We start from the raw sequence: 21,478 nt of genomic DNA, 5'->3' as shown, positions 1-21,478 counted from the left end.
AACCAAATAAATAATATGTCAAAATATCGAAACCACTCCTTAAAAAAATTGTTCATGATCTTTTTTTTTGCTAGGATTCCGAAAGCGCACTGTACGGCAGTACTAACCGGCTTGGTCAGAAGTCCAATCAGGGAAACATACGCGGAGAAATTTAGACCTGCCGGCTGATAAATATATGCCAAATTTTTTTAAGGAGTCTTTATAATGAATGTAGAATTGGCTAAACCTTTTATTAAGGCAACCTCGGACATCCTTACTATGATGGCCATGATTACGCCTAAAGCGGGCAAGCCGTTTGTTAAAAAAGGTAATCTCGCCAACGGGGATGTAACAGGCATAGTCGGCTTTACAGGATCAGTAAGCGGAAGTGTCTCAATTTCTTTTGAAAAAGCATGCGCAGCACAGATCGTTAAAAACATGCTCGGCGATGATATCCAAGACATCGTTCAGGATGTAAAAGACGCTGTGGGAGAGATAACCAACATGGTTTCCGGTCAGGCAAGAGCCGGGCTCACAGAAATGGGTTACAAACTTCAAGGCTCCACCCCCACCGTCATCATGGGTGACAACCACACAATAGCCCACGTAACCGCCGGTCCGGTAATGGCTATCCCATTCACGACCGACTACGGCAATTTCACCATTGAATTCGGATTTGATTAAAGATAAAAACACCCCGGCAACCATGTTTCCGGGGTGTTTGCCCTAATTTTCAGGTGTGAGTTGGATTTTAACCTGATTACGCCCGGCCTCCTTGGCCGCATACAAACCTATATCAGCTGCCTTGAGCAGATTTTCCAGCGTGTCTGTCTTATCATTATAAGTAGCAACACCGATACTCACAGTTATTTTTAACGGCCCGGAACGGGTATTCATTACTTTTGCCTCAATTTCAGCACGCAGCCTTTCAGCCACCTGCTTAGCCCCTTCAAGCCCGGTGTCGGGAAGCAGAATGGAAAATTCCTCCCCTCCGATCCTGCCGAACACATCGATATTGCGTAAGATTTTCAATCCCGTATTGGATAAAGCCTTCAATACGTCATCCCCGGCATCATGACCGTACATATCATTTACGTTCTTGAAAAAATCAATATCCAGCATCAACAATGAAAGATCTCGCCCGTAACGGCAGGAGCGTTCCAGAGCATCTTCAGCACTTTCCATAAAGAAACGGCGGTTATAAAGACCGGTAAGAGGATCTGTTGTAGCCAGCTTACGCAGCTTGTCTTCAGCTTCTTTGCGCTCGGTAACATCCCTGAAAGTTCCGACCACCCACCACTGCTCGTCTCTGCGTAGCGGGGAAAGAAGCACCTCGGCCGGAAATACCTCCCCGCCCTTGCGCCGCACATTCACTGTAAAGGAACCATAGCTGGACAGCAGGCCGTCAATATATTCACCATCTCCTCTTTCACCGTCCGGAGCAAGATTGTCCTCAGCAAAAAAACAGCACTGCAGGCTTTCGCCAAGCATTTCTTCGGCACTGAACCCAAAAATTTTCTCTGCCGCAGGATTCCAGAAATGAACCAGACCGTTCTCGTCCATCAGGACCAATGCATCCTGAACAGAATCACTTATGCTTTGAAGCATATCTTCACGGTCCTGCAGATCCTGCAAGGCTTTCTTCTGGGCGCTTATATCGGAAGTTGCCCCCCTGAAACCGGTCACGGTTCCGGCAGCATCAAAAAGCGGAACACCGTTAAACTCAAGCCAGATCTTGCGCCCATCACGATTCACGAACTTGAAGACCAATCCCCGGAAGCTATGACCGAACTGTGCGGCATCCAAAAATTCTTTGCGCACGTCCCATGAAGATTCCTCATCCACAAAATCGAACGGCGAACGACCGATCAACTCCTCGGCGCTATAACCCAGCACATCTTCAGCCCTGCCGGTGACGAAGACAAAACTTCCATCCGGCCCTGTTTCCCAGATGAACTCACCCGCAGCGTCCGCAACATCCATGAACCGTTTCTCACTTTCTTCAAGTGCAGTCCGAATATCTTCACTGGCAACAATCATGGAAGTCTGACGCCAGAAGAGATAACCGACCAGAAGAAACAGGAATCCCAGCAGCGAGAGAAGAAGGTTTCTACGCGGAACAACAAGAGCTTCTTCAGGAACAAGGGAAACCACTTTCCAGCCTTCATTAAACACAACATCCTGCCGGAGTTCGTAATAAAATGAATTGCTGTTCAAAGAATCGAAAGTATACACTCCGCTCCCTGCGGAGAACTGCCCATGCTCCTGCCCCTTGATTTCGGACCATTCATTGGGAAACTCATCCCTCATCAAACCATGCTCATGCTTGAAAAGGAACTTCCAGTTATAAGTCTCATCGGGACCGACAATCCAGCCGCCCCTGTCGTTTAGCAGATAAAGACGGCCGAAGGATTCAGCCCCGGTTGACCTGAAAAGCTTGAACAGACGGTCACCGGAAAAGTTAACGACAATGAATCCCAACTCATTGCCACTGCTGTCATAAATTTTCTTAACCAGCCGGAGCACAGGAGCATAGGGAACAACAACCTTTCCGAACTCCATATTCAAATCGAAACGGGAGACATACACTTCGTCCTTGAGCTTCCGGGCCTCCTGAAAGTAATCCCGGCCACTCTTATCCTGCAGATATTGCCCAAAAATCCTGAGCGGCTGACCGTCAGTAATATTTACCCGGACCAACTCCATACCTTGGGTGGAAAGAAAACGCAGCTGAGCGCAACCGCTGCACTGTGAACCGAACACCGAAAAAACATTCGCAATCCTGTCATATTTAATATTGCTGTCACCCGGTCCATTCAACTGCTCTGCAACCAACCCCGCAAGGACCGCGGTATGCGCAACCCCTGATTCAAGCCATGTGTTGAAGGTGGAAATATTACTTTTAACCATGTCCACTTCATGATTTTTTACAATCTCAAGATACTGGGCCCGTTGTGTAAGGACACCCCAGGCTGAGACCACAAATATCAGCAGAGCGACAAAGAAAAATCTCTTAACGAAATAGAGAAAAACATTGTTGGAGCTTTTTGTTTCCATAAAAGTAAATGTCCGACCCTGATTCAATATTGCACAGTTGGGAAAACTTGGCCCAAAAGACGATGATTACGTGTTTCTAAGAGTATTACATTATTTCGGACTCCCGTTCAACGCAATTGGAAAATTTCGCATCCTTTGAGCCGTGCGGACAGAGATGCCGAATCTCTCGGCCACCTGCGCCGGGGTAGCCCCTTGGTCATAAGCCCTGAGAATACGCTCGCGCAACTTGAGTTTCTGCAGTTCCTCAAGGTCGGGAACGGAAACCCTTGTCCCCCCCCAGAAATACATCAAACGTTCTGCAGCCTCCCGTCCCAGCACCTTAATCAAACCTTCCGCGGACATCCCCCGATGCCCCTCCATATCAGGAAAAAAACCGCCTCCTGATGCTAAATCCGACCCCATCTATAAACTCCTGTCGGTAAGAACTTCTTAAAAAGATAAAACATGTTTTTTATCTTGGACAAACAGCAATAACGAGGACACTTTTATTACCAAAAAAAATACTTTGCAAGCCAATTTGTAAATTAATATTACCAAATATTAAAATTAATCAAATTTTATACACAGAACAAGGACAAATACATAAAAAAAGTGTACTTGATTTTGCCAAGGAGGAACCATGGGATTCTATAATGATATCGTAGAAGGACTGAGCAATATGATCGGACAGGGCCGCAAATATGCCAACCCGACCCAGATGGCTAAAGCATGCGGGGTCGCTCCCAACCAGATCATACGTTACATCAAGCAGGAACGGGGCAAACACATTCAGGTACTGGCAAAAATACTTGATGAGGTTGGGGCCGAAATCATTTTTCCTGAGGACGATGGAGTAGAGAAAAACTTTAAAAAACCCGAAAAGGCATATGCCCGTGCGGAACGTGACAGTGAGAAACTGACCATAGACCGGGAAGCACAGACCATATTGGCCTTTAACAGAAGCTGGATGGCTGTAAAAGGTGATCCTGATTCCATGAAACTGCTTACGGTAACCGGAAATGCCATGGCCCCGCGAATTGAAGACGGCAACCATGTTCTGGTAGACGAATCCCAAAAAGATTTTTTCGAAGGACGAATCTACGCCGTACGTATTGATGAAGAAATTCTGGTCCGCCGGGTAGCCAGAGAACCGGGCAGAATCCTGCTTCTTTCTGACAACCATGAATTATCCCCCGGACCTATAACCCTTGAACACAACAACCCCGCCCACAATTGGTCGGTCATAGGCAGAGTGATTTTCGTTGGCAAGGACCTCCTGTAATACCTGTTTTTTATGATTTTAAAAAAAATTCCTGTCCTGCTGTTGACAGTTTTTAATAATGACTTACTTTGATTCAATCCGTGCGGCAGGATTTTTCTACAACCTCATGAAAGACCGCATCGGTTCACAGGCTTAAAGCCTGAAAGCAAAAAATAGTATCGAAATATTGGAGGAAAACAGATGAAACTTAAGCCGTTAGCAGACCGGGTTCTGGTAAGACGCCTTGAAGTGGAAGAAAAAACCGTTGGCGGAATCATTATCCCCGACTCTGCAAAAGAAAAACCCCTCAAAGGGGAAATCATTGCAGCAGGCCCCGGCAAGCTGGACGACAATGGCTCCAGAGTTGCTCTGGGTGTAAAAGAAGGCGACGCCGTTCTTTTCGCAAAATACGCAGGTACTGAAATCAGCATTGAAGGTGTTGACTACCTGATTATGCGTGAAGATGATATCCTCGCTGTTGTCGAATAATTTCGACTGTATCCGCTAGTTATGAACAGCCCTGACAGGCTGCACAATAAAAAATTTCTTTATTTAAGGAGATAACACCAAATGGCTAAACAGATTCTCTTCGACGCCAAAGCTCGTGAAAAACTGAAAATCGGCGTAGACAAACTCGCCAATGCTGTAAAAGTAACCCTCGGACCCAAAGGCCGTAACGTTGTTATGGATAAATCCTTCGGTTCTCCGGTTATCACCAAAGACGGTGTTTCCGTAGCCAAAGAAATCGAACTGAAAGACAAGTTCGAAAACATGGGCGCACAGATGGTTAAGGAAGTTGCTTCCAAAACCTCCGACATCGCCGGTGACGGTACTACTACTGCTACAATCCTTGCTCAGGCTGTTTTCACTGAAGGTGTAAAACTCGTTGCAGCAGGCCGTAACCCCATGGCTATCAAACGCGGTATCGACAAAGCTGTTGAAGCAATTATCGATCACCTCGAAACCCTTGCCAAGCCCACCCGCGACCAGAAAGAAATCGCACAGGTCGGCACCATCTCTGCAAACAACGATGTAACCATCGGTAACATCATTGCAGAAGCCATGAATAAAGTCGGTAAAGAAGGTGTTATCACCGTTGAAGAAGCTAAAGGCCTCGACACAACCCTTGATGTTGTTGAAGGTATGCAGTTCGACCGTGGTTACCTCTCCCCCTATTTCGTATCCAACGCAGAAAAAATGATCTGCGAAATGGATGAGCCCCTGATCCTGATCAGCGAAAAGAAAGTCACCAGCATGAAAGAACTCCTGCCCGTATTGGAGCAGGTTGCCAAAATGGGCAAGCCTCTGGTGATCATCGCTGAAGACATCGAAGGTGAAGCTCTGGCTACCCTCGTAGTCAACAAACTGCGTGGCACCCTGAACGTTGTTGCTGTCAAAGCTCCCGGTTTCGGCGACCGCCGCAAGGCAATGCTCGCAGACATCGCAGCCCTCACCGGCGGTGCTGTTGTTTCCGATGACATCGGTCTCAACCTTGAAGCTGTTACCCTTGAGCACCTCGGTTCCGCAAAACGCGTTGTAATCGACAAAGAAAACACCACTCTCGTAGACGGTGCAGGCGAAGGCGAAGTCATCAAAGCACGCGTTGGCCAGATCCGCAACGAAATCGAGCTTTCCACTTCCGATTATGACCGTGAAAAACTTCAGGAACGTCTCGCCAAGATCGTTGGCGGTGTAGCAGTTATCAATGTCGGTGCTGCAACTGAGACCGAAATGAAAGAAAAGAAAGCACGCGTGGAAGATGCACTCAATGCTACCCGCGCTGCTGTTGAAGAAGGTATCGTACCCGGTGGCGGAACCGCGCTTATCCGCTGCATCCCCGCGCTGGACAACGTTACCGCTTCCGACGATGACGAAGCCGCAGGCATCAACATCATCCGTCGTGCCATTGAAGAGCCTCTTCGCCAGATCGCAGGCAACGCTGGGCTTGAAGGTTCCATCGTTGTAGAAAAAGTAAAAGAAGCAAAAGACGGCAACGGATTCAACGCTGCCATCGGCGAATACGAAGACCTGATCAAGGCCGGTGTTATCGACCCCAAAAAGGTTACCCGTATCGCTATCCAGAATGCAGCATCTGTTGCAGGACTGCTGCTGACCACCGAATGCGCAATCGCTGAAAAGCCTGAAAAGGCTTCCGAAATGCCCGCAGGCATGCCCGGCGGCATGCCCGGCATGGGTGGAATGGGCGGCATGGGTGGAATGGGCGGCATGTACTAAGCCAGCCTTACCATCCGGCTCCATAAGCCAGATAAACGAATCCCCGGTGTACCTTACGGTTGCCGGGGATTTTTATTTCTGTTTTTATAAAAAATAGTATTTCATAAAAAAGGCAGACCCGCTTTCATGAGTCTGCCTTTAAGTTGATTCGACAATTTTTCCCTAAAAATCCAGTTTGATTGTTTTGGAAGCCGCAGGCTTCTTGGCCGGAGCCTTTTTCTTGGCAGGCTTTTCCTTCTTTCCTCCTCCGGGGCTGCCGTCAAGATTAAAGGACACGCTATCTTTTTTGCCCTTAGCTCCTCCAGATGATTTCGATCCCATCATTTCCTTGGAAGTTGCTCCGGGTTTATATCCGCGCCCGAACACTTTGGGACCCAACTTATCTGAAATTTTCTTGGCCTCACGATTAAGAGGATTGGCTTTCAAGGCTGCGGCGGAAGCATCATAGGCCTCGGTATACATGCGCTTGGCCAGAAAAAGCTTGGCCTGACGAACATAAATACTCTCATTGGCTCCAAAACGGCGAACAATATCCTTGATAACTTCGAGCGCCTTATCCTGTTCGGTCATCATCTCATAAGCCAGCAGCAGAGAAATATAAGGTCTGCTATCTGAGGGATTTTTTTCAATTGCCCGTTCGAGATACTCAACCCCGTCAGCCGGGAAACCGGATTTAACAAGCCTGCCGCCTACATCCTGCAGCAACCCTCTTTCTTCGGGGAAGGCCTCGGTTATCTTACGAAAATATTTCTTGGCTTCCTTTGCGTCTTTCTCCATCAGGGCCTTTTGACCGGCCAAGACATACTTATCAATCTGATTCTTCTGTTTGCGGACTTTTTCCACCGCAGCTTTTTCAAGGGCATTCTTAATAGTATCATGAATTTTACGGAACAAGGCAGCCAGTTTCTTTTCCTGTCCCTTGACATATTTCAAACTGCGGGGGAGCACGCGTTCAAGCTCATCCATAGCCAGCAGCTGACGGATAACCTCATCAACAAGGATTCCGATTTCAAATTTTTCCCGCCCGAAGACCTGACTCGACGCCAGTTCGTCGAGAGACAGGCTCAACGCATGCAGACAGCGCATATAATCCTTTCGCTGCCCATAAGCCTTTGCGCGGGCAATATTTTCTTTAATGCTTTTCGGCGAACTCATTTACAAAACTCCCACTCGAACCATCCCCCAAATTACCTTAACCAATGGTCCGACATCAAAAAAAGTCAGTTTTATTAATCTTAATATATAATTGTTGACTCTATACCATTTATTGTCAAGGCGTGAGCTTTATTTTAAATTTTGAAATAGCAAGTTGCACCTAAAAAAGCCGCATTGACGGCATGCAGTTCCAAGGGGTAGTTATAACGCCTCAATATGTTTTTGGCCCTGTAATTAATTTTAGATAAATTTTAAGCAATCTGAAACCTTGATACTCATATGAACATATATCTCTTCATTATTATCGCTTCCCTTTCCGGGGCATGCCTGCTGGGTATTTTCGCCCGACAGCTCAACCGTAAGGCTCTTTCCCCTCAAGTTCCTGCTGAATTCATCGGAACCTTTGATGCCGACGAATACCGCAAAGCCCAAGATTACGCTAAGGCCGGAATGGGCTTCGAAAACATCTCAAGTTCCATCAGTACACTTGTGACTATCCTGTTTATCGTTTGGGGAGGCTTTAACTTAATCGACCTCTGGGCTCATGGATTCGGATACGGACCGGTCGTAACCGGACTGATTTTCTATGCCGGACTTGCCGTGCTCAGTGATATAGCTTCTCTGCCATTTTCCCTGTACAGCACTTTTGTCATTGAAGAAAAATTCGGTTTCAATAAAACCACCCTCAAAACTTTTTTTCTGGATAAACTAAAAGGCTACCTGCTGGGAGCAATTATCGGCGGTGCCATCTTAAGCGGCGTGCTGCTTTTTTTTAATGCCGCAGGATCGCTGGCATGGCTCTGGTGCTGGCTGTTTACCGTACTAATCACCCTCGGTATACAATACATCGCCCCCACGTGGATTTTACCCTTGTTCAACAAATTTACTCCCCTTGAAGACGGTGAATTGAAAAATAAAATAGAAGGATTTGCCGCCGAAAACGGATTTGAACTTTCCGGCATCTTCATGATTGACGGGTCCAAACGTTCCACCAAAGCAAACGCTTATTTCACCGGATTCGGCAAAAAGAAACGCATCGCACTCTTTGATACCCTGATCAACAGCCTAAGCACCGATGAAATCGTGGCTGTGCTGGCCCATGAAATCGGACACAGCAAGCTGGGGCATATCCGTAAAAGAATGCTGATGAGCATCATCAATACCGGGGTCGTCTTCCTGATCATGTCCTTTTTCCTCGGCAACAAAGAACTCTTCGCCGCATTCGGTATGCAGAATATTTCCGTACATGCAGGATTAATCTTCTTTGCACTGCTCTATACCCCCGTATCAATCGTGCTTTCCATCTTCAGCAATATCCGCTCACGCAAGCATGAGTTCGAGGCGGATGCTTTTGCTGCGAAAACAACCCACACCCCGGAGTCACTGGTCACAGCGCTTAAGAAGCTATCGGTAAGCAACTTATCCAACCTCACTCCGCACCCCTTTTATGTCTGGCTGGAATACAGCCATCCTCCTGTGTTACAGAGGATTGATGCGCTGCGCGATTTTGAATAATTTTTTGCCTCCGGCATCATCCTTCAACATGCTGCACAAATGAAGCGTGAATGCGACTGAGACACAGCAGGAGAAGCCATAGCAAAAAAATCCGGGGGCATCTTTAAATAAAAGGAATTGATATGCTGCTTGAAAAAGAAAGAGAATTAGTTGTTGAATATGGGAAGAAGCTGCTGGAATCCGGTTTAACCACCGGTACTGGCGGCAATCTGAGTATCTTCAACCGCGAGCATGGACTGGTGGCTATCAGCCCCAGTGGACTTGATTACCGTCTTTCCACCCCGGAAGATATTGTGGTCATCGATTTGGACGGCAATATAAAAGATTCGGAGCGCAAACCTTCAAGCGAATATGGGTTTCATACTGTACTCTACAAAGAAAGAGCGGACGTAAATGCCGTGGTCCATACCCATTCAGTCTATGCCACCACTGTGGCCTGTCTGAATATGGAACTCCCGGCTGTGCATTATCTGGTCGCTTTTGCAGGTAAAAAAGTTCCCCTCGCCCCTTATGCCACTTTCGGCACCCCGGAACTGGCTGAAAACGTCATCAACACCATCGGCAATTACAATGCCGTGCTGCTTGCCAATCATGGTCTGATCACCGTAGGCCGTGGCATCAGTAATGCCTTTGACGCTGCGGAAGAACTGGAACTGGTTGCCAGAATATACATTCAGACTCTTTCTGTGGGCAAACCGGTTATTGTTCCCGATGAAGAAATGGACAAAGTTATCGATAAATTTTCCACCTACGGACAAGCCGGCGGCAAAGATTAACCATGGCAGCAATCCAGCTCAGCACAATCTTCGAGATTGCATTTCCCCTATTCCTGATCATGGACCCTCTGGGCAACCTCCCGGTCTGTTTGTCCATGCTTCGGGACTACTCGCCTTCACGGCAGCGCAAAATTCTACTCCGTGAACTTTTCTTTGCACTGGGGATTACTATCCTGTTCATGTATCTGGGCGCGGGACTGATGAAAATGCTCAACATCCACCAATCCACCCTGAGGATCGCAGGTGGCGTAATTCTATTCATCATTTCCATGAAAATGATTTTCCCAAAACCGGAAAGCACGACTGAAGACGTAGAAAAAGACCCTTTCATTGTACCCATAGCAGTGCCGCTCTTCGCCGGACCGTCTCTGCTGGCGGCGGTAATGGTCTACGGCTCAAAGGGTGATGCCGGACTGAATGTACTTTCCGGGGTGCTGATTGCTTGGGGGATGAGTTTTGCCATTATGATGACCGGACCGACCATGTCCCGCGTTCTGGGCAAAAGAGGACTTCGGGCCTGCGAAAGGCTTATGGGGCTTATTCTTATCCTTTTATCAGTACAGATGCTTGAGGACGGGGTTGCCTACTATATAAACAATGTCCTTAACCGCTAAAGCCTTCCCAGTGAGACAAGACGCTCCAAAGCCTTTTCCAGATCATCCGTGCTGACAGGCTTTACAATATAATCATCCACCCCCAGATCTGACATCCTCTCAAAATCACTTTCCCGGCCATAGGCACTCATTACAATGATGGGAATGCGGTTCCTGGGGGATTCACACTCCCGGATTGAAGCTATGGCATCAAAACCGTTCATTTCCGGCATCTGAAGATCCATCAATACCAGATCGTATTCATGTTCTTTCATGTAATTAATTACTTCGACTCCGGTACTGGCGGTACGCACCATATGCCCCCAGCTTTCAAGCTTTCTGCGCATAAAAACCTGACTGCTTATGTCGTCCTCAGCGAGCATAATCCGCAAATCCTGAACCGACTCAATATCTTTTGCCTTATTACTCCCGTCTGGCGCTACCGGAATTTTAAAGCCAAATTCGGTTGTTGCTCCCGGTTCAAAATAAAGTTCAGCCCCGATTGTCCCGGCTGCGTTTTCAAGACTTTCCACATAAATGTTATCCTCAGTCGAGGCATTGTGCCTGTAGCCGCTGACGTAAAAAGCAATTGACGGACACCCTTCGAAGGCTGCACACATTTTTACCCCGGCAGAAATATCCGAGTCAGGAAAAAACTCCAGCCCTTTATTGATCAGGCTGAACAGAGCCTGCGGCAAACTATTGCGACGGCAAAACACAGCCTCCGGTAAGCCGGAACCGATGGACAGGGTTATATTCCGGTTCTGTATGGAAGCAGCCGGTAAAAACAACTCTACAGCTTTTCCAAAACAAGCAGCGGGATCAAGGGATTCCTTTTCAGCTTCATCAGGACTCCCGGCCAACCCTTTCAAAGAGCTGTTGACCACATTTTTGAAGCGCTCTACCGAGACCACGCATTTCTGGATATATTCTTTTGCCTCAGGGTCATGAACCTTTGTATCCAGCACATGCAGACTGCCGATGATCCCGGCCAGCGGCGTACGCAGTTCATGACAAAGAATCTGCATCATTGAGGAATCACCTTTGACTATATCTGTTTCATGATGTTCAGTCTGCTTTGAAGCTCTGCGGGCAAATCCAACTATAGCTTCCGGGTTGCCGCTTTCATCACGGCAAAGGTAATTCCTCACATCAAGCAAGACTTTCTCTCCACTTGAATTAGTAACTGGTATCTGTAGACAACAATCCTTTCCACTGCCGATAATATCCCGGACACCCTGCATCGCCGCATCCGAAACATGCGGGGCAAGATAATTATGAAGATTTATTCCTCTGCAGAGTTCGGGGTCTCCGGTTCCGGCAAAATCGGCAACACGCTTATTCACCTTGAGAAGGTTACCTTCCAGATCATATACGAATACAGCTTCCTCCACCCCGTCCAGAACAGCGTCAAAATAACGCCCTTCTTTTGCCAAAGCATCCTGAGCCTCCCGCAATACGGAAATATCACGGATCGTTCCGGCCAAAGCACAGACACAGCCATCCGGGGCGTACAGCTCCTGCAATGTATGGCTGAGAACTATGCGCTGCCCGGTGGGACAATCATGCTCCGTCTCAAACCTGCATACTCCCCCCTCACTGCCGAGTTGTTCCCGCAATGAAATAAATTTCGATTCTTCATGGAGATAAGGAAAAATAGAAGAAAACTCGCTCGTCGAACAATCCGGAGATATTTTTTTCTCCAGACTGCGGCAGCCGTTATCGGCGTAAATCAACCCACCGTGTGTGTCAGCCATAAAAAAAACAGCTCCGCTGTTGCTTACAACAGAATAAAGCTGCTCTTCACGGCCGATACGCTCCTTAATAAATTCCCGCCGGAATTTAAAACCGGCTGCTGCAAATAGAAGAAAACCGGCTGTTGAGGTCAACAACACAGGCAGCCGGTTGTCACCGGCAAGAACCACTCCCGCAAAAAAAGAAAAAACAGCTGCAAGGCAGTAGATAAAAATCAATATATTTTTCTTCGACATTATAAATCCTGACATGTCATCAGACGAAAGGGGCATAGCCGAAATGCCCGGTTCAAATATTACCGAAAGACCCTACTAATATTTTTGATACATAACAACCAATGCCTTGCTATTGCTTTTCCTGTAAATGATTATGCGCCCCCCCAGTTATTCAATTGGATTAATTCTGCACCAAAACCGATTCAAGCATCATAATTAAGACAGAAAAAGCCCGTTTCCCACACTGGGAAACGGGCTTAAACATTGCATCACAAATAATTTTTACAGGCTCAACGTCATCCCCTGCTCCTGATTGACTTCAGGGACCGTCTCGGCGGAAGGAGAATCCTGCTGCACGTTCTTGAGCATGGCCAATTCCTCAACAGAGAGAATCTTATTAATGTCCAGAATGATTACAAAATCATCATCCTGTTTACCCATTCCCCGAATGAATTCAGTCTTGATTGTGGTTCCCATTCTGGGAGGTTCTTCAATCATATTTTCGGTAAGCTCAATAACCTCCCGCACTGAATCAGCCAAAGCACCCATAACCGTGCTTTCCCCGTCAAATGACACCTCTACGATGATGATGCAGGTATTGATAGTATCTTCAGTCCTGCTCATACCGAATTTAAGGCGCATATCGACAACGGGAACAGCGTGTCCCCTCAGATTAATCACCCCGCGCATGAACTTGGGGGTTCTGGGAATTCTGGTTATGGGAGTAAGTTCCAGCACTTCTCGTACACTGGCGATATCCAGTGCGTAAATATCCTTGTTCAAAGTAAACGTCAGATACTGGTTGGTAGTGCTATTTATCTCAGTACTCATTTTCCACCTGCCTCAATTTGATCATCCCTGTAAACAAAACACAGCCTGATTCTTCTAACTATATATCAAGCTGACAAAAACAACCAGTGCTTATCAGAATTTTTCAAAATCACTGTCAGAAAAGTCACTACCCATATCCAGCGAAACGCCGCCGGAACTTTCCGCTTCAGCATAAACTTCCCTGACCGGAGCGACAGGTGCGGAGGCTTTACGGGCAACAGGCCTTTTAGTCATCCTTGCTGCAGGCAAAGCCTGAACTTTTGGGGCAGAATGATTGCTGACCCTGAAAAAACTCATAACCTGTTGCAATTGCTCAGCCTGACTTGACAGTTCCTCGGATGTGGAAGCCATTTCCTCAGAAGCGGAAGCATTCTGCTGGGTAACCTGATCTAGCTGCTGTACAGCCTTGTTGATCTGCTCCGCACCGGAAAGCTGCTCACTGCTGCCTGCTGCGATTTCCTGTACCAGTTCAGCAGTTTTCTTAATGTCAGGCACAAGCTGGTTCAGCATTTCTCCAGCCCGCTCAGCAACACTCACAGTGCTTGAGGAGAGTTCACCGATTTCACCCGCCGCAGCTCCGCTTCGTTCAGCAAGCTTGCGCACTTCAGCGGCAACAACAGCAAATCCCTTACCGTGCTCACCTGCACGGGCTGCTTCAATGGCTGCGTTTAAGGCAAGGAGGTTGGTCTGGCGGGCAATCTCTTCAATAATGGAAATTTTCTCCGCAATATTTTTCATGGCGTCAACAGCTCTGGTAACAGCTTCTCCGCCTTCCTCAGCCTGTTGCGAAGACTGCAGAGCTATCTGTTCAGTCTGATGTGCGTTCTCGGCATTCTGCCTGATGTTGGCAGTCATCTCTTCCATGGAAGAGGAAACTTCCTCCACATTGGCTGCCTGTTCTGTAGAAGCCTGAGAAAGACTTTCAGCAGTTGCGGAAAGCTCTTCACTGCCTGAGGCTACATTTTCGGAAGAAACACCGACCTCAGCAACAACAGATGACAGCCGGACAACCATATCGTTTAAGGCTGCCGCCAGTATGCCTATTTCATCCCGCTGTTCGATTTCCAGGGTTCTGGTAAAATCTCCCTGAGCCATGTGCTCGGCAAAATCCACGCCCTTACGGATCGGCGCGGTAATAATTCTGGTTACAGTTATTGAAATAACCGCACCACACAAGAGGGCCAAGGCCAACCCGCCTAAAATCATAGAAAATGAAGAGCTGATAACATCCTGAGCGGCTACCTGCTGATCATCGAGCATTCTCTGACTCAAATCCAATGCATCTGCACCAATTGCAGCCATAGACTTCAAATCTTCATTCTGAATATCAATCGTTTTCACAATCAGGTCGAAACCTTCAAGGTAGGCCTGAGCGGACCTTTCAAGTTCATTGATATCAAGCCCGTCATTATTTGCTACCCAGCTGTTCCTCCGCAGATCTTCGCAGTCAGCAATTACGGAATTCAAAACGGATCGGGTCTGTTCCGCAAAATCAGGATTGCCGGTACGCAAATAGTTAGCAAAGGTATAGCGGGTGTTAATGAATTTTTTTTCAAGATTATTAATCTTGGAATACGCAGAAAAGACAGCATCCAAATCCAGTGCGCTATCAGAGCCGCTTATTCCTTTTCCCATGGTCTCGTGGGCAAGATCCACAACATTTTCCAGAGCGGAATTCAGCTCCCCTGCAGCGGAAATACAATTACTTATGGCTTCCTTTTTCTTATCTTCCAGCTGGGTAAAGTTTTTAAAAATCTTACTATATTCAGCAGCTCCCCCAGCAATGGACGTAACTCCTTCCAATCCTTTGCCGGAAAAAATATCCTTACTGGTTGAAACGTACCTGCCAATATCATCAATAGATTTTTGAAATTTATCTTTATACTCTTCGTTACCCTGTAAAGTATAATACAAGACCATCAAACGCGAATTGTACATATTGGTAACTGCATTGCTGACTACTTCAGTACGCTGGGACTCATTCGCAACCTTTGAAAGTCCGAACCAGCCGACAGCTCCGACAACCGCTGTCAGCAGCAGCACGACTACAAAACCCCCTCCGATCTTCCATCCAAGCTTTAAGTTCTTGAACATCTGATGTCTCCTGTTGGTGATGTTCTATTACCTGATGATAATAATTACAGAACAATATGTCCTTCCGATTCCGGTTCCTACCAAACCAGAAGGATATTTAAGTACATAAAACATACTGCCGATAACAAAAATTTATTTATTCTTAGTGACTATTTTGCAGCATTTTCTAAAATTAAAAAAATTACGCACCAAGATGTTTGTGAATTACTTCCAAGAGTTTTTCCAGCTCCACTGCAACCTGCGGTATACAAGCACTGACAGTCTCCAGATCACCTTTACGGGCAGCAAATTCTATCTGCTCAGCCAAAGAGGTCACAATCCCGGCCCTGATTGTTGCAGAAATTCCTTTTAATGCATGGGAGTACTTAATAATCTGAGCATTTTCTCCACTGGAAAGAGCGTCCTTTAACGCCCTTAACCGTTCAGGTGCATCAACAATGTAAACATTCAAAATTTCATTACCAAGCTCCAGATCCCCACCCAGGTGGTTATAAAAAGCCGGCTTATTGAAAACCACATCAGACATTTCCGTCCTCCGCTAAATAATGATTACAGCTTTGCGCCTACCATATTCCATGTTAGTTAAGCAACTTATTGTACAGTGGAACTTCAATATCCATTTTGCGTTTAAAAAAACGCTCCTGACCGGACCGTTCTGCCAAAACACGGGCATTATCCAATTCTGTAAGACCTTCCTCCATACGGAAGACTTTTAAATTTAGAATTCCAACATCTGCACTTATGCGCCAGTTTTCAGGATAATGCAACGAGAGATGGGACAAGAAACCAAGCCTGTCCGGCTCTCCACCCTGTACTGCACGAAATAGCAGACCCAACCGATTATATATATCCTTATCAGAAGGATTTCTGTACAAGGCTGCAAAATAACAATCTGAGGCACATGAAGGTATACCTTCAATTTCATTAAAAGCAACGCCTGAACGAATACTGAGTCCGCATTTATACATGGCTTCACCCCAAAGCTTCAACAGATGAACATTGTTTTCGGGTCTTATTGCAGAAAAGATTTTACCTTTAGAACTGTATGTATACCAAAAATGCTTTGCAACTTCCCATTGATCAAGTTTAGCGGCACACAAAGAAGCTGTCATATTGAAAGAACAGCCACTTCCTGCAGAATTCTTTTCCAGATAAGGGCGAACAGCCTTCATAAACAACTCAGATTTACCGGAACGGGTATAAATCCTGAACAAGGTAGCATCACGGAGTTCACAACTTTCAAGGCTGAGAAGTCTTCTGAGAAGCCGGTTCCAGTCAACAGCGGCATCTCCAGCTTCACCAAGCAAAAATTCACACATGCAAAGCAGCAGTTCCTCTCTTTGATTAGAGATCGTACGTTTGCTCACGTTCCCGGCAATATCAAGAATGGAAACAGCTCGTGAACGTGGTAGATGGTCTTTTAAAACACGGGCATAAGCTGCCATTCCCACAGATCCGGACAGAGATTTATCCCTTGTTAAACGATCCAAAATAACCTTAAGCTCAAGCACATCATTATAAACTGCTATTTCACTTCCTATTTCAAACAATTCGCCAAGTTCTTCTCCCACATAAGGAGTCACAACAGCACAAGCTGAAGAAGCGGCCTCGAAAAGCCGGAAGTTGACCTCTCCAAAAATAGCTTCGTTGGGAACAATGCGGGTTTTGCGGTACACTTCCATCATCTGGGCAAAGTTCAGACCATCTACGGAATTCAGGTCATATCGGGACTCAAGAAAATTCAAAAACCATTTTCGAGACCGCCTGTGGCTGCTGACTCTGCCAACGAATGTTATACCATGCTCCCGCCTTGTGTGAGGAACAAGCCCCGTACCTTGATCCGGTTTGGAAGGAATAGCCATCCACGGCATCCACTCAACAGCAGCACTGCATTCTTTTTTAAGCTTGGGCACAAATTTCTTTTGAGTAGTGAGTACACAATCGAAAAGATCGGCATAATATGCATGCCAAAACATATTCATATGAGTATCGACAGACCAAAAAATCTTTATGCAATCCAGTTCATGCAAGCCCCGGAGAAAAAGTCTTCTGCCCAGATATTCCTGTTGCAAGAGGATGTCCGGCTCAAAATCCATTTCCGCAAGCCGGGCCGCAATATCAAATTCCCTTTCCTGAACATGGAAATGTTTTACATCACATCCCAAGCCCTCAAAGGCATCGACCAGCGGACGGATACAATTTATCAACAAGAGCTTATGCATACATTTTCTTATACTCTAAGCAAGTGCGAATTGGGAAGTTAAATTGCGATCATCATTGATTAATCAACTCTTTCTTTCTAAGAAAATGATTATCAAATTCAATTAAACAATGCAACTATTATCTTACGCCAACCGAGATTGTGCCACTTTGCTTAGGGGGCCTTTGCCGGACACAGAGCACCCAACACGCTAACCATGCGGAGTACAGACTAACAATCAAGGTAGACGCCAGTGCGCCTTTTGCCGTACAATCAGGAGCCGAATACTAAATTAATAGGACTAGGAAGCATGGCAGCAAAGCAGCTTGTACTAATCGGCGGGGGACACGCCCACATGGTAACCTTATCAAAAATTAGTTCATTCATAGATAAAGGGTATGGAGTAACGGTAGTACAGCCGTCCGATTACCATTACTATTCCGGCATGGGTCCGGGGATGCTTGGCGGAACCTATCAGCCAGGCGACATCCGTTTCCATACCCGCAAAGTAGTGGAGGATCAGGGCGCAAATTTTGTAAAAAATAAAGTTTTCCGGATTGACACTGACCGCTTGGTGGTTGTGCTTGAAAACTCAGGGCAAGAGATTGCCTATGATGTCCTTTCCTGTAACGCTGGTTCATATGTTCCAAAAGAGAAAATCGTCAAAACAGAGAATATCTATGCGGCCAAGCCGATCGAAGGACTCATACAAGCACGAGAAGAACTCATTCGTCGCGGCAAAAATGAACCACTGACGGTTGCTGTTGTAGGAGGCGGTCCTTCATCGCTTGAGATTGCCGGTAATATTTGGCAGATGGCACAACAGGAAAAACTCAAATCCTGCACTGTCAGAATTTTTGCAGGACGCGGCTTAATGCGGCATTTTCCGGAAAAGATCGGCGTATTGGCTCGGAGCATTTTTCAGGAACGCGGGATTGAAATAATTGAAGGGTCATATGTGGAAGAAATCGGCAAAGAACGGATTATCTTGCAGGATGGACGTTCATTTACTGCGGATCTGATATTTCCAGCAATAGGTGTAAAACCGTCAAATATATTCACTGAATCCAAATTGCCTACCGGCCCGGATGGAGGTCTTCTGGTGAACAAGTTTCTGCAATCGACTAAGTATAAGAATATTTTTGGAGGTGGTGACTGCATATATTTTGAACCGCACCCTCTAGATAAGGTCGGTGTCTATGCGGTAAGAGAGAACCACGTTCTTTATAACAATTTGATGGCGGCGCTGGAAGGCAGGGAACTAGAGCAGTTTGATCCAGGTGGTAAATATCTACTCATTTACAATCTTGGAGGCGATATCGGTATCCTGTGCAAGTGGTCCATCATTTTCTCAGGGAAATTGGCATTCAAGATAAAGGACTATATTGATCGTAAATTTATCAGGACGTTTAAGATATAAACACACTTAATCAGACAGCCTTTGTCAGGATTATTCATAAATCCCGCACATGTATCTATGCCGGTCTATAAATAAATTCATAAGGCAAAAAAAAGCCCTGAACTTAATCAGGGCTTAGAAATAAAAGCTTGCGACGACCTACTTTCCCACTAGCTACCTAGCAGTATCATCGGCGATGGAGAGCTTAACTTCCGAGTTCGGAATGGGGTCGGGTGTGACCTCTCCTCAATGGTCGCAAGCAAATTTGGCTTGCTATCGATGAGCAAAATATATTGTCAAAATAGAATCCTCTAAAGAAGATTCTTAACTTGGCTTAGGGTGCGTCAGATGTGGATTTTCAAATTTCATTTGTTGGCGAAGCGTATCTTAATACGTGAGCCGACAAATTAAATTTTAAAATTCGCAGATGGCGTGCCATAAGCAAAGTTAAGGGAAGAGAAGAAAAATAAGTCGCACGATTTATTAGTACCGGTCAGCTGAATGTGTCACCACACTTACACCTCCGGCCTATCAACCAGGTGGTCTACCTGGAATCTTTAGATGCTAAAGCATAGGGATAACTAATCTTGAGGCAGGCTTCCCGCTTAGATGCTTTCAGCGGTTATCCCTTCCGAACTTAGCTACCCTGCAATGCCACTGGCGTGACAACAGGAACACCATAGGTTCGTCCACCCCGGTCCTCTCGTACTAGGGACAGACCCTCTTCAATTATCCTACGCCCACGGTAGATAGGGACCAAACTGTCTCACGACGTTTTAAACCCAGCTCGCGTACCACTTTAATCGGCGAACAGCCGAACCCTTGGGACCTGCTTCAGCCCCAGGATGTGATGAGCCGACATCGAGGTGCCAAACCGCGCCGTCGATGTGAACTCTTGGGCGCGATCAGCCTGTTATCCCCGGCGTACCTTTTATCCTATGAGCGATGGCCCTTCCATGCGGAACCACCGGATCACTAAGACCAACTTTCGTTCCTGCTCGACATGTCTGTCTTACAGTCAAGCTCCCTTATGCCTTTGCACTCGACGGCTGGTTTCCAATCAGCCTGAGGGAACCTTTGCAAGCCTCCGTTACTTTTTGGGAGGCGACCGCCCCAGTCAAACTACCCACCAGACACTGTCTCCAAGCCGGATAACGGCATTGGATTAGAATTCAAGACTATCAAGGGTGGTATTTCAAGGTTGGCTCCACCGACACTGGCGTGCCGGCTTCAAAGCCTCCCACCTATCCTACACATGATAGCCCTAAACCCAATGTCAAGCTATAGTAAAGGTGCACAGGGTCTTTCCGTCTTACCGCGGGTAACCGGCATTTTCACCGGTAATTCAATTTCACTGAGTCTCTGGTTGAGACAGTGGGGAGATCGTTACGCCATTCGTGCAGGTCGGAACTTACCCGACAAGGAATTTCGCTACCTTAGGACCGTTATAGTTACGGCCGCCGTTTACTGGGGCTTCAATTCGGAGCTTCGACCGAAGTCTAACACCTCCTTTTAACCTTCCAGCACCGGGCAGGCGTCAGTCCCTATACATCGTCTTACGACTTAGCAGAGACCTATGTTTTTAGTAAACAGTCGCCCCCCCCGATTCTCTGCGGCTCCAAACAGCTCGGAGAGTAAATAACTTCACCGTCTGGAGCATCCCTTCTCGCTAACTTACGGGATCATTTTGCCGAGTTCCTTAACCAGAGTTCTCTCAAGCGCCTTGGTCTACTCGACCCGACTACCTGTGTTGGTTTGCGGTACGGTCTATAAGTGCTAAACTTAGAAGATTTTCTAGGCAGTCTGGAATCACTCACTTCAAACGTAAAGTTACGGCATCATGTCTCGGCCTAAAGAGAAACGGATTTGCCTATTTCTCAAGCCTACGCATTTACACCGGCATATCCAACAGCCGGCTGAGCTATCCTACTGCGTCCCTCCATCGCACACACTTACAGGTACGGGAATATTAACCCGTTTTCCATCGACTACGCCTTTCGGCCTCGCCTTAGGGACCGACTAACCCTGGGAAGATTAGCTTTACCCAGGAAACCTTAGTCTTACGGCGAACAAGTTTCTCACTTGTTTTATCGTTACTCATGCCAGCATAATCACTTCTCATTAGTCCAGCGAACCTTCCGATTCACCTTCATCCCATCTGAGAACGCTCTCCTACCGATGCGTCAAAGACGCATCCCGTAGCTTCGGTACCATGCTTAGCCCCGTTACATTTTCGGCGCAGAATCGTTAGACCAGTGAGCTATTACGCTTTCTTTAAAGGATGGCTGCTTCTAAGCCAACCTCCTGGCTGTCTATACAACTCCACCACCTTTTCCACTGAGCATGGATTTGGGGACCTTAGCTGACGGTCTGGGCTGTTTCCCTTTCGACTACGGACCTTCGCACCCGCAGTCTGACTCCCAGGATATATCTT

Annotated in this window: 16 protein-coding genes and 2 rRNA genes (1 of these 18 running past the window's edge); 8 read left to right on the top strand and 10 right to left on the bottom strand. The window is 46.7% G+C overall.

Annotated features, from left to right (window positions below; translation table 11 throughout):
• The first annotated feature begins 204 nt into the window (after nt 1-204).
• Complete coding sequence (locus ACKU41_RS16360) at nt 205-663, top strand: chemotaxis protein CheX (protein WP_319778597.1); 459 nt, start codon at nt 205-207, stop codon at nt 661-663.
• A gap of 42 nt (nt 664-705) precedes the next feature.
• Here ACKU41_RS16360 and ACKU41_RS16355 read toward each other — a convergent pair whose 3' ends face one another.
• The gene (locus tag ACKU41_RS16355) at nt 706-3,036 is read right to left on the bottom strand and encodes a diguanylate cyclase (protein ID WP_321402291.1); all 2,331 of its coding nucleotides are present in this window, start codon (nt 3,034-3,036) and stop codon (nt 706-708) included.
• Nucleotides 3,037-3,126: 90 nt separating this feature from the next.
• Entirely contained in the window at nt 3,127-3,438 is a 312-nt protein-coding gene (locus ACKU41_RS16350) for a helix-turn-helix domain-containing protein (RefSeq protein ID WP_319778595.1), read from the bottom strand.
• A gap of 217 nt (nt 3,439-3,655) precedes the next feature.
• Between ACKU41_RS16350 and ACKU41_RS16345 the strand changes: the two genes are divergently transcribed.
• The 3 genes from ACKU41_RS16345 (at nt 3,656) to groL (ending at nt 6,511) form a co-directional block, all read left to right on the top strand.
• Nucleotides 3,656-4,297: a S24 family peptidase gene (locus ACKU41_RS16345; RefSeq protein WP_321402289.1), complete on the top strand. Its 642-nt coding sequence runs from the start codon at nt 3,656-3,658 to the stop codon at nt 4,295-4,297.
• 180 nt (nt 4,298-4,477) lie between these two features.
• A complete protein-coding gene (groES, locus tag ACKU41_RS16340; RefSeq protein ID WP_319778592.1) occupies nt 4,478-4,765 on the top strand; it encodes a co-chaperone GroES in 288 nt (95 codons plus the stop codon).
• 81 nt (nt 4,766-4,846) lie between these two features.
• Entirely contained in the window at nt 4,847-6,511 is a 1,665-nt protein-coding gene (gene groL / locus ACKU41_RS16335) for a chaperonin GroEL (protein WP_321402286.1), read from the top strand.
• A 162-nt stretch (nt 6,512-6,673) separates the two neighbouring features.
• On the opposite strand, the gene ACKU41_RS16330 is transcribed toward groL, so the two are convergent.
• The gene (locus ACKU41_RS16330) at nt 6,674-7,666 is read right to left on the bottom strand and encodes a hypothetical protein (protein ID WP_319778590.1); all 993 of its coding nucleotides are present in this window, start codon (nt 7,664-7,666) and stop codon (nt 6,674-6,676) included.
• Between the two features lie 279 nt (nt 7,667-7,945).
• On the opposite strand from ACKU41_RS16330, the gene ACKU41_RS16325 reads away from it, so the two are divergent.
• From ACKU41_RS16325 to ACKU41_RS16315, 3 genes are all read left to right on the top strand, one after another.
• Nucleotides 7,946-9,181, top strand: coding sequence for a M48 family metallopeptidase (locus ACKU41_RS16325; RefSeq protein ID WP_319778589.1), 1,236 nt, complete (start codon nt 7,946-7,948; stop codon nt 9,179-9,181).
• Nucleotides 9,182-9,303: 122 nt separating this feature from the next.
• A complete protein-coding gene (locus ACKU41_RS16320) occupies nt 9,304-9,957 on the top strand; it encodes an L-fuculose-phosphate aldolase (RefSeq protein ID WP_321402283.1) in 654 nt (217 codons plus the stop codon).
• A gap of 2 nt (nt 9,958-9,959) precedes the next feature.
• Nucleotides 9,960-10,571: a MarC family protein gene (locus ACKU41_RS16315; protein WP_321402281.1), complete on the top strand. Its 612-nt coding sequence runs from the start codon at nt 9,960-9,962 to the stop codon at nt 10,569-10,571.
• On the opposite strand, the gene ACKU41_RS16310 is transcribed toward ACKU41_RS16315, so the two are convergent.
• The 5 genes from ACKU41_RS16310 to ACKU41_RS16290 all read right to left on the bottom strand — a co-directional run bounded on the left by ACKU41_RS16310 (nt 10,568) and on the right by ACKU41_RS16290 (nt 17,667).
• Complete coding sequence (locus ACKU41_RS16310; RefSeq protein ID WP_321402279.1) at nt 10,568-12,541, bottom strand: response regulator; 1,974 nt, start codon at nt 12,539-12,541, stop codon at nt 10,568-10,570. The genes ACKU41_RS16315 and ACKU41_RS16310 overlap by 4 nt on opposite strands.
• Nucleotides 12,542-12,802: 261 nt before the next feature.
• Nucleotides 12,803-13,351, bottom strand: coding sequence for a chemotaxis protein CheW (locus ACKU41_RS16305; RefSeq protein ID WP_321402278.1), 549 nt, complete (start codon nt 13,349-13,351; stop codon nt 12,803-12,805).
• A gap of 93 nt (nt 13,352-13,444) precedes the next feature.
• A complete protein-coding gene (locus ACKU41_RS16300; RefSeq protein WP_321402275.1) occupies nt 13,445-15,445 on the bottom strand; it encodes a methyl-accepting chemotaxis protein in 2,001 nt (666 codons plus the stop codon).
• Between the two features lie 181 nt (nt 15,446-15,626).
• The gene (locus ACKU41_RS16295; protein WP_319778583.1) at nt 15,627-15,971 is read right to left on the bottom strand and encodes an Hpt domain-containing protein; all 345 of its coding nucleotides are present in this window, start codon (nt 15,969-15,971) and stop codon (nt 15,627-15,629) included.
• Between the two features lie 52 nt (nt 15,972-16,023).
• Nucleotides 16,024-17,667, bottom strand: a complete 1,644-nt coding sequence (locus ACKU41_RS16290) for a glycosyltransferase (protein WP_319778582.1) — start codon at nt 17,665-17,667, stop codon at nt 16,024-16,026.
• A gap of 288 nt (nt 17,668-17,955) precedes the next feature.
• Between ACKU41_RS16290 and ACKU41_RS16285 the strand changes: the two genes are divergently transcribed.
• Nucleotides 17,956-19,065: an FAD-dependent oxidoreductase gene (locus tag ACKU41_RS16285; RefSeq protein WP_321402273.1), complete on the top strand. Its 1,110-nt coding sequence runs from the start codon at nt 17,956-17,958 to the stop codon at nt 19,063-19,065.
• A 125-nt stretch (nt 19,066-19,190) separates the two neighbouring features.
• Here ACKU41_RS16285 and rrf read toward each other — a convergent pair.
• Nucleotides 19,191-19,305 (bottom strand): 5S ribosomal RNA (gene rrf / locus ACKU41_RS16280).
• Between the two features lie 201 nt (nt 19,306-19,506).
• Nucleotides 19,507-21,478, bottom strand: a 23S ribosomal RNA gene (locus ACKU41_RS16275) (it continues 963 nt past the right edge of the window).

It is taken from the genome of Maridesulfovibrio sp. (genome assembly GCF_963678865.1).
Taxonomy (GTDB): Bacteria; Desulfobacterota; Desulfovibrionia; order Desulfovibrionales; family Desulfovibrionaceae; genus Maridesulfovibrio.
This window is presented reverse-complemented; position numbering and strand designations above follow the sequence as displayed.